Source organism: Lonsdalea quercina subsp. quercina (assembly GCF_000688695.1).
GTDB classification, from domain to species: Bacteria; Pseudomonadota; Gammaproteobacteria; order Enterobacterales; family Enterobacteriaceae; genus Lonsdalea; species Lonsdalea quercina_D.
Genome location: NZ_JIBQ01000015.1, coordinates 49,019 through 61,681, shown reverse-complemented (window position 1 = coordinate 61,681; position 12,663 = coordinate 49,019). Strand labels below are relative to the sequence as shown.

General features: G+C 56.4%; 11 protein-coding genes. 1 reads left to right on the top strand and 10 read right to left on the bottom strand.

Annotation, left to right across the window (positions count from 1 at the left end; translation table 11 throughout):
- Nucleotides 1-82: 82 nt before the first annotated feature.
- From SB13_RS14135 to SB13_RS14120, 4 genes are all read right to left on the bottom strand, one after another.
- A complete protein-coding gene (locus SB13_RS14135) occupies nt 83-874 on the bottom strand; it encodes a heme ABC transporter ATP-binding protein (protein ID WP_026740975.1) in 792 nt (263 codons plus the stop codon).
- On the bottom strand, nt 867-1,838 hold the full coding sequence (locus SB13_RS14130) for a FecCD family ABC transporter permease (protein ID WP_036151809.1): 972 nt from the start codon (nt 1,836-1,838) through the stop codon (nt 867-869). Before SB13_RS14130 ends, SB13_RS14135 begins: the two co-directional genes overlap by 8 nt.
- Nucleotides 1,839-1,852: 14 nt before the next feature.
- Nucleotides 1,853-2,671: a heme/hemin ABC transporter substrate-binding protein gene (locus tag SB13_RS14125; RefSeq protein WP_026740973.1), complete on the bottom strand. Its 819-nt coding sequence runs from the start codon at nt 2,669-2,671 to the stop codon at nt 1,853-1,855.
- Complete coding sequence (locus tag SB13_RS14120) at nt 2,668-3,699, bottom strand: hemin-degrading factor (protein ID WP_026740972.1); 1,032 nt, start codon at nt 3,697-3,699, stop codon at nt 2,668-2,670. The genes SB13_RS14125 and SB13_RS14120 overlap by 4 nt, the downstream gene beginning before the upstream one ends.
- 670 nt (nt 3,700-4,369) lie before the next feature.
- Here SB13_RS14120 and SB13_RS14115 point away from each other — a divergent pair.
- On the top strand, nt 4,370-5,353 hold the full coding sequence (locus SB13_RS14115; protein ID WP_072000260.1) for a VirK/YbjX family protein: 984 nt from the start codon (nt 4,370-4,372) through the stop codon (nt 5,351-5,353).
- 60 nt (nt 5,354-5,413) lie between these two features.
- Here the strand turns inward: SB13_RS14115 and SB13_RS17935 are convergent, their stop codons facing one another.
- The 6 genes from SB13_RS17935 to SB13_RS14085 form a co-directional block, all read right to left on the bottom strand.
- Entirely contained in the window at nt 5,414-5,557 is a 144-nt protein-coding gene (locus SB13_RS17935) for a hypothetical protein (protein ID WP_200873537.1), read from the bottom strand.
- Between the two features lie 269 nt (nt 5,558-5,826).
- Nucleotides 5,827-7,974 carry a YjbH domain-containing protein gene (locus tag SB13_RS14110; protein ID WP_026740971.1) on the bottom strand — a complete coding sequence of 716 codons (2,148 nt, stop codon included), beginning with the start codon at nt 7,972-7,974 and terminating at the stop codon, nt 5,827-5,829.
- Nucleotides 7,974-8,753 carry a capsule biosynthesis GfcC family protein gene (locus SB13_RS14105; RefSeq protein WP_026740970.1) on the bottom strand — a complete coding sequence of 260 codons (780 nt, stop codon included), beginning with the start codon at nt 8,751-8,753 and terminating at the stop codon, nt 7,974-7,976. The genes SB13_RS14110 and SB13_RS14105 overlap by 1 nt, the downstream gene beginning before the upstream one ends.
- Before the next feature lie 10 nt (nt 8,754-8,763).
- Entirely contained in the window at nt 8,764-9,408 is a 645-nt protein-coding gene (locus tag SB13_RS14100) for a YjbF family lipoprotein (protein ID WP_327062246.1), read from the bottom strand.
- Nucleotides 9,409-10,137: 729 nt separating this feature from the next.
- Nucleotides 10,138-11,544: an NADP-dependent phosphogluconate dehydrogenase gene (gene gndA, locus SB13_RS14090; protein ID WP_026740967.1), complete on the bottom strand. Its 1,407-nt coding sequence runs from the start codon at nt 11,542-11,544 to the stop codon at nt 10,138-10,140.
- A gap of 167 nt (nt 11,545-11,711) precedes the next feature.
- Nucleotides 11,712-12,617, bottom strand: coding sequence for a sugar phosphate nucleotidyltransferase (locus SB13_RS14085; protein ID WP_026740966.1), 906 nt, complete (start codon nt 12,615-12,617; stop codon nt 11,712-11,714).
- Nucleotides 12,618-12,663 lie beyond the last annotated feature (46 nt).

Sequence of the window (12,663 nt, the reverse complement as noted above, 5' to 3'; positions counted from 1 at the left end):
TATCAGGGCGCGATCAGACCCGCGTTTCCGCTGAGAGTCACATCGCATCCCATCATCAATCAAACGCTATTCCTTCCCCGATTCAACGCCGTAGCGACACCTGCGGCGTTGCGGTTTCACGGTGAGGACTGACAACGACGTCGGCTTGATACCAACGTTCAATCGCCGGCTGGGTGATAACGCCCTCCGGCACGCCTTCCGCGACGATCCTGCCCTCGTGCAGCAGCACGATCTTATCCGACCATAACGAGGCCAGATTCAGATCGTGCAATACGCAGCACACCGCCAGCTTTCCCGTCGAGGTCAGCGTTTTCAGCAGCCGGAGCAGCTGCTGTTGGTGATACAAATCCAGCGCCGACGTCGGCTCATCCAGAAACAGCCATCCGGCAATGCCGTCAGGCCGCCATAGTTGCGCCAGCGACCGAGCCAGCCGCACCCTCTGCTGCTCGCCGCCTGACAGCTGCGGATAAAGCCGGCCGCGCAGCGTCTCACAGTCGGTCAACGCCAAAATCTCATCCAACACACGGTCATTCGCGTCTGAGGGCCAGGGCGAACGCCCCATCGCGACAACCTCTTCCACCCGAAACTGGGCCTGCAGCACGCTGTCCTGACGCATCACCGCGCGCTGACGGGCCAGCACATTCGGCGTCCATTCCGCCAACGGGCGGCCGTTGAGTCTGCACTCGCCCTGGTGGGGGGAGAAAAACCCCGTCAGCAGGCGTAGCAACGTCGACTTACCGGCGCCGTTAGGGCCGATGACCGTCGTCAATTCGCCGGGCGTTAACGTCAGCGACACGTCGGACAGTAGCTGCCGCCTTCCCGAGCGGTAGCTGAGGTTATGAGCGGTCAGGCGCAGTTCACTCGTCTCAGCCATGTTTGTGCCTCAAAATCAGCCATAAAAACCACGGGCCGCCCACCAGACTGGTTAATAGCCCCACCGGCATTTCCGCCGGAGCCACCATCGTCCGCGCCAGCGTATCGGCCAGCAGCAGCAGGAGCGCGCCGCCAAGCGCCGATCCGGGCAGCAACCAGCGGTGATCGGCCCCGAGCGTGATCCGAATGAGATGGGGCATCACCAGACCGACAAACCCAATGATGCCGCTGACCGCCACGGCTGCCGCCACCAGTACGGCGCTTAGGATCACTATCTGCCGCCGCGTCCGGCGAACGTCCACGCCAAGATAGTGTGCTTCTTCGTCGCCCAATTGAAGCAGGTTGAGCTGCCGCGCCAGGCGCTGCAGCCACCACGCGCAGGGCAGGACCAACGAGGCGACGACCGTCACCGACGACCACTGGGCCTGTCCCAGACTCCCCATGCCCCACAACGACAGCTGGCGCAGTTGCTGATCGTTGCTGATCCAGGACAGCACGCCGGTCGCCGCGCCGCNCAGCGCGTTGATGGCGATCCCCGCCAGCAGCAGGCGGGATAGCGGACTGGTGGCGGAGATACTGAGCGAAAACAGCAGCAGCATGATCGCGACGCCGCCTGCGAAGGCGGCCAACATCGGCCAGTACAGCGCAATGACCGCCGGCAGCGCGACCGGGACGACCACGGACAGACCGACGCCCAGCGCCGCGCCGCTACTGACGCCGAGCAATCCCGGATCCGCCAGCGGATTGCGAAATAACCCCTGCATCGCCGCGCCGGAAAGCGCCAGCGCGACGCCGACCAGCACGGCCAACAGCACGCGCGGCAGCCGGATGTTCAACCAGACCTGCCACGGCAGGCTCTCCGACGACGACGTCATCAGTTCCGACAGCGTGATCGGCATAGCGCCGATGTTCGCTGCGATAATCGTTAGCAGCCCCGCGGACGCCGCCATAATGAGCAGCGTCATCGATGGATTGAACCTCACTGCTGCGCTTCCACCGCGTTACGCAGACGCAACAGCGCCGCCGGCGTATCCAGATCGAAGCCCAGCATCGCCATGTCGTCGACCACCAGCAGCCGTTTGTGTTGGCCTGCCGGCGTCAGCGCCAGACCGGGCAACTGCCAGATTTGAGCTTCGCCACCGAGGGTTTTCACGCCCTGACTGCTGATGACCACCCAGTCCGGCTGGCTGGCGACCACCCCTTCCTGAGATAACGGCTGGTAACGGTTGAATCCCTGCATCGCATTTTGCAACCCTGCCGCGCGGATCGCGGCGTCCGCCGCCGTGTTCTGCCCAGCCCCCATCGCCGACATGCCGCTGTGGCTCAGAATGAACAGGACCTTGACGGGCAAGGGTTTCGACGGCAGTTCGGCGAGCTGCTGATTCACCTGCTGCACCAATGCTTGTCCTTCTTTCTCCTTCCCTAACGCCTGAGCGATAACCGAGATCTTGGCGGCGATGCTCGCCACGTTCTGTCCGGCGGGCACGGTCACTACCTTCACGCCGCTTTTCGCGATCTGCTCCATTGCGGCGGAAGGCTGGGAAAGCGCGCTGGCCAGCACCAGCGTCGGCGTCATCGCCAATACGCCTTCCGCATTCAGCTGTCGCATATAGCCGACATCCGGCAGCGCCAACGCTTCTTTTGGATGCAGGCTGGTGCTGTCGCGGGCGATCACATCGTCGCCCGCGTGCAGAGCGAAGACGATTTGCGTGACATCGCCGCCAATCGTCACCAACCGCGTCGCCGCCAGTAGCGAGAATGGCAGGCATAGCGCCAGCGTCAGAAGGATTTTCTTCATGCTACGGCTCCCGGCGTCACCAGCGATGTCACCTGCTGTCGCCACTGTGCCTGCTCCGGCTGCCCTTCCGTACGCTGACCAAACAGCTGCGCAATCTGCGTGCCGTCGGCGGCGAACAGTTCCAGACTGGTGACGATACCGTCGCGCGTAGGCTTACGCGTGACCCAGCTTTCCGCAATGGTATTGCCCTGCAGATGCAGCGTGAACGTCTTGTTGAACACGTTCAGCCAGTGGTCCATCGGCACCACTTTCTCAATCACGCCGGTAAAGATCTGAACGCAGCCCCGGTTGCCGACAAAGATCATGATTTCGTTGCCGTCCTGATGCGCCGCATTCAGCAGCGTCGCCAGCGCCTGGTTGTCCACCAGGCAGGCCAGATCGTCACTTACGTGGCGGAACGCCTGCTGACGCGTCAAATTGTGCCGTTTCAGCAGGGGGAAAAATTCATGCACGTCTTGCATCTCCCGCCACTCTTGTTCCAGCCGCGCGGCGTCGACAACGACGTCGGATGCTGGGGCGGCATAAGGNGTGAGCGCCAACGGGACATTTTCGGCAGCGGTGAAACGCTCGACGGTGGCCTGCCATGCCGTCCAGTCGGTGTGCTCCGTGCCGTAGACCTTCAGCACCGCGTCGCCCTGACGGTCATAGAATTGAATACTTTGGCGCTCGCCGCGCGCGGTCTGCTCGATAAAGGAAAATACGCTCGCCCACTGCTCGGGGAACACGCGCAAGTCCAGGCCACGTGGATTCAGCACCACTCCCGCGTGCCCGCCAATGCGTTGATTGCGGTAGAACCCGACCTGCTCATGCACGGCATATTCGTTCCGCGTGATGGATTTTGTCTCCCCCACGCTTTCAAGCGCCGCCAGAATCTGACGCGGATCGCCGGTCAGTCGACGCGCCTCATGACCCACACGCAAGTCAGAGAGCTCCGCTTCACTGATATTCATCAATTGGGCCAGTTCACGCGCGTATTTTTTGGGATGCTGCTCTTTAAGTTGCAGATAATCTTGATAATCGTATTGCATGAATAAAAAACTCCAACATTCGCGCTTCTTTCGCAGGATTGTTTTAGGTGACGACACCGACTGTAATGATAATTATTACCATTGCCATAAAAATTTAACAAGCCAATATTCAGCGAATGAAGAAACCTTAATTCCACAATTCATTAAGGGGTTAGCAATCGAAAAATCATGACTAATCAGATGAGCTAATCGATATTGAAATAGGAAATCGAGGGATGAGTCAGACGGGAAACGTACCATGGGTGAATGAATGCGCCAGAGCAAGACGCTTCGCTCGTGACGGTTCGCGTACCAGTACGCGAACGGCGTGGAGATGCCGCGCAGCGCGTCTTTCGCGCGCTTAGGGGTTCAAAAACAATGTGCGCATTTAACCTCATCCTAATAAATGGAATTTAAATAAAAACCAAACAAACTAAAAATCACACTGTTATTTCTCATCCCATAAATAAAGTCTCAACGAAAATGGACTATAACTCACAATATATTTATTCATGACTGAGTCCTTTTATACTTCACCTTACTCAGTGCTAATTACCTGCCGAAAATAGGCTTATATCTTTATTATTATTTGCCGCCGTACATTTTTTTATATTTGCGGTAATGAAATAAGGCTATCACCCTATTTTTCGAAAAAATATGACAAAAAATCGTTAAACATCGTGTGGAGCATATGAAAAAATTATCCCGAGCTTCGCTGTTCTTTCAGCTATTGAGCGGCCATTTTCGTTCTGAAAAAATAGAGTTTAAGAATAAGATAAAAGCGAAATTTTTGTTGCGATCGCTGATGCTGCCGTTCCCCACCTATTACTTCTTGGGCAGGATATGCTCGATGCCTTGCATGCAGAGATTGATTAAAACGCATCCCTGCCTGCCTACGAAAATTCATCGCCCTTATTTGCATGTCGGACTCAATGCGGCTGAGCGCGCTAAAGCGATTTGTCACCATTATACCTTTGTGGAAAGCCTGTCTTCGCCACGTCTGCATGATGCCTTTCTGAGCGAAACGCCCTTCCGACTGGCTGAATTTTACGGCAAAGGTGGCGAGAAATTCACCATCGTCAGCAGCGTGTGGCGTTATGACAAGGAGGGTGAAACGACCCTGCAAATTGTGATGGATGAAACGCCGTTAATCTCATTATCGTTCAGTATCATTAATGTCTTGGGGCAACCCGCCATTGTCATTGGCGGTCTGCAGGGTCAGGGCAAAAAAACGACCCGGGACCTGATCAAGCAAGCGACGAAAGCCTGCTACGGCTTATTCCCTAAGCGCATGCTGATTGAAAGCCTGCTGACGTTGGCCGAACTGGCGGGGATTCGCAGCGTGCTGGCCGTCGGCGATGGCAGTCATGTTTATCAGAGCCGACGCTATCATCGCAGCAAAAGAAGCGTACTGTTTTGCAGCTATGACGAATTCTGGACCTCGCTGGACGCGACCCAAACGCACGACAACCTGTACCAGCTGCCGCTGCACATCGCCCGTAAACCGCTGGAGGAAATACCCAGCAACAAGCGGGCGCAGTACAAGCGCCGCTATCAGTTGTTCGATGACCTGCACACGCAGTTGGCGGACAACCTAGGCGCCGTCACGCACTACAAAACGGACCCTGTGGAGCCACGGCTCATAAAAAAAGCCAGTGCAAACGCACTGGCCTGAATAAACGGGTGTCGAATCAGTTCGACGTTAACGCCAGCCTCTGCTGGCGTTATCACATTCTTAACCTCTCGGATCCTGGAAATGATGACCGCCGCCATGACCACCGCCGCCACCGTGACCGCCGCCCCACGGGGGTGGGAAGATGCATCCGCTCAGGGTTGTCAGCAGCGCCAGTACACTTACCAGTTTTAATACTCGTTTCATTTTAACCTCATCTGACTACTGTTTCGCTGCATCATAGTGAAGCCATCCCCCGGCCAACAAGCGTCCTATTCTTAAAAACCTGCCTATTAATAACGGGTTAGACTATTTACCTTCTATCACCACAAAACAAACAATTTCCTTACATTACAGCCCTTAAAAACAGGCGGTCCGCGAGCGGTTTTAGCCGCCGACACGCCATAACACGAGAAAGGCGGCAGGGGGATGATCCCCTGCCGCCTTTTCTCCGCCGCTCATATCCAGGCTGGGGTTTATGGCTGTTGGACGACGTTGTAGAGCACGTTGCGACGCTCTAGCATCTGGCCGCCGTCACGCGTCAGCGGCACCCAACCTACCGAACCACGATTCGTCGTCGGCGAGGCGAAGAGGAGATTGAACGGTATGGAGACATAGAACCCTTTGGTGAAGCTCCCTTCCCCATACTCTTTGGCGCTGACGTTGGTTTTTGTCGCAAAGGCGCCCGCAACAATACCGCTGTCAAAGCGGCGAGACAGATCGACGGTAACGCCTTTATCTCCCGCCAGATAGCGACCGACGCTGACCTTCGCCAGTCCGCCTTTGATAAACGGCAGCTCCCAGTAGGTGGTCAGATGGCCGGTGGCCACGCTGTAGTCCGCGAGACGCATCGTATCGTTCCAGTCACGTTGCTTGACGTAATTCACATCCAGCCCGACCGCCCAGCTTTTGCCGTATGGGCGATACAGCATTTCGCCGCCAACACCCGCGTACATCATCTCCAGATACCCGCCGTAAACCTGCGTGTACCAGTCCCGCGCCGGATGATCGGTGCGCGACAGCTGAAGATTGGTCAGCAACACGTCAGAGGAGGTGACATATTCACGTATCCAGGTGCGGACGCGCGGTAGCTTGGTGTCCTGAGGCGGAGCCGTATAGTTGAACTTGTCGTAGTTGTTGAACAAGTTGACGTTGACCGTACCGCCAACGCTCCAGTGATCGGAGAGGTACAGATCGGCGTTAGCGTTTGCCGAGACCTGATACATATAGAATGATTCGGCCCCACCGATAGACTGCGACAGCGCTGGCGCAAGGGAGTAAGTCAGCCGCCGGGGCTGGGTATGCAACACCTCTTGCCCGCGTGGCGGCGCGACCGGCTCAGCATGATAAGCATTCGGCTCCGGCTGCCCTAACGGGGTCGACGCTGTTTGCAGCTGACGGAAAGCGTTCGCGTCAACACGGGTGCTGTCGGTCGGCAGATGACGGCTTTCCCTCACGATGTGATATTCGCTGACGCTGTCCGGCACATGGTTGGCGAGGACGGTCGCCGCCCGACTGCTGTACTCCGCGCTATCCGGATATTTGTATTGCGGGCTGACGACGGTGACCTGTTTCGCGTCCGCGTAGATATCCGGTTGACCCAGACCCGCTTTCTCGTCCAGCTCCTTCGCCACGCGCTTCCAGTCAGTACCGCCCTGCGGATTGCTGACCGGCGCGTAGACCGGCGGCGCGTCGTCCACGAAATGCGGCCTCAGCTGATTGAAGTTGGTCCGGAGCGTAAAGCCCCACATCAACGTGTTGCCGCGTTCCCAGGAGAGCGACGTATCCAGAATATCGCCGACCCGATAGACCATGCCCACGTTGATCGGCGAGTCCTGCTTGATACGCTCGCTGCGCCCGCGATCTGCGGCTTCATCGCTGTAGTTGTTGCCGTCGTACTCCAGCTTAAGACGTAACGGATCCCACGGCGTCTGGTACTCAATCCCGCCGAATATCGCCGCCGGGCCGTGGAAGAAATTGTTCACCTCGAACTGCCCGGTTTCCGTAGAACTGGTGCGCTGGCAGAAGCTCTCCGTCAGCTTACAGGCGGGATTAGTGATATTGCCACTCTGGGCCATATTGCCCCAGCCGACGCCCAGCGTCAGGTCGAACGGTCCCCAGCGTTTGCTGGCCGCGAGATATTCGCTGTCGAACAAGCCGGTTCCCGCGATATCGCGCAGTCCAACAGAAACCTGGGGCAACCAGCGGTCTTCCTTCCACAACCGCGCCTTAACGTCGAACCCTTTGTCTTTATACGTTTGCGTGCCACTGAAGTTGGGGTCGGCGCTGTAAAGCCGGGTACGAATGTCGGTATAACGCACCGTGGTTTCCAGCCAGTCGAGCAACTGCAATGAGACGGAGTAACGTCGATATTGATCGTTATCGCGGTAGCTGGCGCTGAACTCGCCGGTTTCGGCCATGCGGGCGGTCGGCATTTGCAGCAACCCTACGCCGCCAAAGTCGGTTTGAGAGACGCCTGCTGGCTGGTAATAGTGATTCTGGTTAGTCGCATCGGCCATCTCATGAGCCGTGCCGCCTGCCCCATCCGCCAACGCCGACGTGCTGAAAACGCTGCCGATCGCCAGAGAGAGGCAATTCAGTCTGAAAGTATTGTTTTTAGCCATTAGTGTGGGATCCGGTTCGCAAGATAATCGGCAATCTGCTCATTGAGAGAGGACATCTCTTCGGGCAAAATCGCGGGATCAAAGCCAATAAACAGCGTTTCGCCCGCAGCGGGTTCGATATGTTGACGATTCCATATCGCCAGCGGCACCTTGCGCCACGTCCCCGTTCCAGAAATCAAATATCCCATGTTTTTATCGCCGCCGGGAAGAAAACGTCGGCCCTGTATATAGTTTTCAACCGACCAGCCGGAGCGCAGCGGAAGATCTTTGAACACGTGGGTCGTACCGATATCGATATCTGTTCGAATCAGTCCGAACAGGAACAGCTGTTTTGAATAGGGGGCAAGATAGAGCTGATATTCTCCCACCAGCGGGCGGTTGCTCTGAAGGTCCAGGCGCACTCGGTCCGGGTCAAGCGCCGTCGGAATTCGGCCCGCGATAGGTACCTGCTTGAGCGCCTGCGCGACATACCACGCCGCGATGGCGTAGTCGCCATCACCGCGATCGCGCCACCACAGCTGTAGACGATAGAGGTGATCCTGCAGCGTCTGGCCTTGCGCGGCCACGCGCGATGTCATCGCCGGGTTGGTGATTAGCGCATTCTGCCAATTAACGTCGGCGGGGAACGGCGTTTTCTCATAAAACTTATCCAAGCGAACGCCGTCTTCCAACACCACGGGGTCCAACGTGCGATCGCCATATTTTACCGTAAGCTGCGCTGCGCCCACCGTTCCGGTCATCAACATCAACATGGCGGCCAGCCGATTGTGTAGCAACATAGAAGCGTCCTTACAGTGACTGAGCGTAGGATTTCAAAGCAGTAAACTGAACCAGCGCCATATCCGGCCCCATGTATTGACGACTCTGCATCACCTGACCGGTGTTCGCATTCAGCCAATACTGGTTGGTATAGCGTTTGTTCAACGCGGGAACGGTCACGAGCTCGTCGAAGCGCACGGTTTGATAGGTTCTGCCGAGGATGACCAACGGCTCGCGGCCGCGGTTTTCGAATGAAGAGTTCAGTTCATAACTGCCCCGCATCACCTGCGACCAACTGACCTCGGTGCGCCAATGCATGGGCGTCCCCGCCTTCAGCAATCCTAAATGCAGCGGATCCTGCTGCTGATTGGCGACATGCTGAATGTCTTCGCCGAATCCCTGCGTTTTCACCACACGCCCATCACGGGTCGCGACCATGTTTTTATCCGCGGCCACCCACTTCAGCACGCCGTTTTCAACGAACGCCAGCACCATAAAGGCGCGAGGCGCTTCGCCGACTTTGATATAGGCGGAAGCATACGGCACCTTCGCCACCTGCTGCGGCGTTAGGTCGGTATCATCCTGCCCCCAGAAGGCCAGCTTCATTGTTTGACCCAACAAAGCGAATTGTTGCGAACACCCCATCAACATCAAAGAAAGTAGTGGAATAGTCATCAGCGCACGGGTTCTGCTACCTGATAGAATTTTTATCATCGCTCTGGTTCTCGCCTGAATCCCCTGAAGCAAAAGAAAGGCCACCTAAGTGGCCTTATTATTATCTCAATCCCATTAACCCTGGGTTGATGTGACTGTAGAGGTACTTGTGCCCGTGCTGTTGGACGTGCTGCTATCATTCGCAGTCGCCACGGTAGCAGCAGCAACGGCAGCCGCCGCTACGCCGACACCAACCGCCGTAGACGTACCGACGGCAGCTGAAGCGGCGCCAGCGCCACCCGCACCACCGAGCAATTCGCCCACAGCAGCATATGCACTGGAGGACATGGCCAAGGCCAGTACCGCAGTCATTAACGTTTTTTTCATCACAATTTCCTTCTTTCCTAGGAAGTACTACAGGACAGGAGAAGACCAAACTGACGGCCTTTCCTGCCCTACTTTTCAGCTGATTTCTCAGCCAAATCGGGCATTCACTGTCCTCAAACTCGGGGTATCACCATAATGAAAACGACGTTACATCATGATGCATGTAACAACTGCGTAGCCTTGAATTAAATAAATACAAAAATAGAGATGCGTGTTAACAACATACAGGAAGGGAATGACATTTCTCTGATTAGTTTTACTGCGTATTATTTTTTCGGAGCTGTCCGATAAGAAACGAGGGTAACGGCAAAAGGTGAAACAACCGGGCGATAGACGCCCGGCTGGAGAGTATCAACGCAGCGTTTAGTCCAACCATTCGGTGTGGAATACGCCTTCTTTATCAGTGCGTTTGTAGGTATGAGCGCCGAAATAGTCACGCTGAGCCTGAATCAGGTTCGCTGGCAGCACTTCAGAACGGTAGCTATCGTAATACGCGATGGCCGCCGAGAAGGTCGGCACCGGGATACCGTGCTGTACGGCGTAGGCGACCACGTCGCGCAGCGCCTGCTGGTATTCGTCCGCGATCTGCTTGAAGTACGGCGCCAGCAACAGGTTAGCGATGGCCGCATTCTGCGCGTAAGCGTCGGTGATTTTCTGCAGGAACTGGGCGCGAATAATACAACCAGCACGGAAGATCTTGGCGATTTCGCCGTAGTTCAAATCCCAGCTGTTCTCTTCTGACGCCGCTTTGAGCTGAGAGAAGCCCTGTGCATAAGAGACGATTTTGCCCAGATACAGCGCGCGACGAACTTTCTCGACGAACTCCGCCTTGTCGCCCGCAAAAGCCTGAGCGGCAGGGCCGGACAGCACTTTAGACGCGGCAACGCGCTGCGATTTCAGAGAGGACAGGTAGCGAGCGAAGACGGATTCGGTGATCAGCGACAGCGGTTCGCCCAGGTCCAGCGAGCTCTGGCTCGTCCATTTGCCGGTGCCTTTGTTCGCGGCTTCATCCAGAATGACGTCGACCAGATATTTTCCGTCTTCATCTTTTTTGGTGAAGATGTCGGCGGTGATCTCGATCAGATAGCTGCTCAGCTCGCCTTTGTTCCACTCGGAGAAGGTTTTCGCCAGCTCCTCGTTGCTCAGGTTAAGCGCCTGCTTCAACAGGGAATAGGCTTCCGCAATCAGCTGCATATCGCCGTATTCGATGCCGTTGTGCACCATTTTGACATAGTGACCCGCGCCGTCGGCGCCGATATAGGTCACACAAGCTTCGCCTTCCGCGCGTGCGGCAATTTTTTCCAGGATAGGCGCAACCAGTTCGTAAGCTTCTTTCTGACCACCAGGCATGATGGACGGGCCTTTCAACGCCCCTTCTTCACCGCCCGAAACGCCGGTGCCGATAAAGTTGAAACCTTCGGCAGACAGTTCACGGTTACGACGGATGGTGTCTTTGTAGAAGGTGTTGCCGCCGTCTATCAGAATGTCGCCTTTTTCCAGATAGGGTTTGAGAGAAGCGATGGTTTTATCCGTGGCTTCACCCGCTTTGACCATTAACAGGATACGACGTGGCTTCTCCAGGGATTCCACGAATTCCTGAACGGTGTAGCAAGGCACCAGTTTTTTACCGGGATTCTCTGCAATCACCTCATCGGTTTTATCAGCAGAACGGTTAAAGACTGAGACGGTATAGCCACGGCTTTCGATGTTCAGCGCCAGATTGCGCCCCATCACCGCCATACCGACAACGCCTATTTGCTGTTTGGACATTAAAGCAACTCCTGTTTGAAGGGTAACCTACCCGAGTCGCGGCTGGCGCGCCACAGGCAATCAAAAGCAGGCTGATATGGTAACTCAGCTCTTATCGAGTGGGTAGTAATTGGTTCGATAGGATAGGTCCCGCCCGGCACAAAACGGGCTCGGGCGGGAAGCTGTCGTCAGGCTGAGTGTTTTGCCAGCAGCTTTTCGATATTTTTCTTGAATGCCTTGCCCAGACTCGGATTACGCAATCCGTAGGAGACGAAAGCCTGAGCATAGCCCAGCTTACGACCACAGTTGAAGCTGCGGCCGGCCATCTCTACCGCGTCTACCTGCTGAGTTTTGATCAGCTCGGCAATCGCGTCCGTCAGCTGGATACGGCCCCACGCGCCCGGCAGGATGTTATTGATGATAGGCCAGGCATCCGCTGTCAACACGTAGCGGCCAACCGCAGACAGGTCTGAGCCTTCCACGCGCGCCAGCTTGGGTTTTTCGATCATCGACGTGATGGCCGACGTCGCGCCCGGCTGGGTCAACGGCTGTTTGCATTCAACCACCGAGTATTCCGGCAGCGCCTCATACGGGCGATGTTTCACCAGAACCTGGCTGTGGCCGGTCTCTTCGAAACGCGCCACCAGACGAGCCAGGTTTTCCGTGGACTGATCCGCTGAGCTTTCGTCCAGCACGACGTCCGGCAGGACGACGACGAACGGCGCGTCGCCTACGATCGGGTATGCGCAAGAAACCGCATGCCCCAATCCCAAGGTCTGCCCCTGACGCACATTCATGATGGTCACGCCCGGCGGGCAGATGGCCTGCACTTCCTCCAGCAGCTGACGCTTGGCGCGCTCTTCCAGCAAGGACTCCAGCTCGAACGACGTATCGAAATGGTTTTCGATGGCGTTTTTCGACGCGTGGGTCACCAGCACAATCTCTTTAATGCCCGCGTTGGCGCNCTCTTTTACGATTTTCTCGATTACCGGGCGATCCACCAGCGGCAGCATCTCTTTAGGAATTGCTTTGGTTACCGGCAACAGGTTCATACCCAGCCCGGCAACGGGAATCACTGCTTTTAATGTCGTCATCTATCGCTCTCTTAAACAGTCAGCCATTTCCGTGGCACTTCCCTAG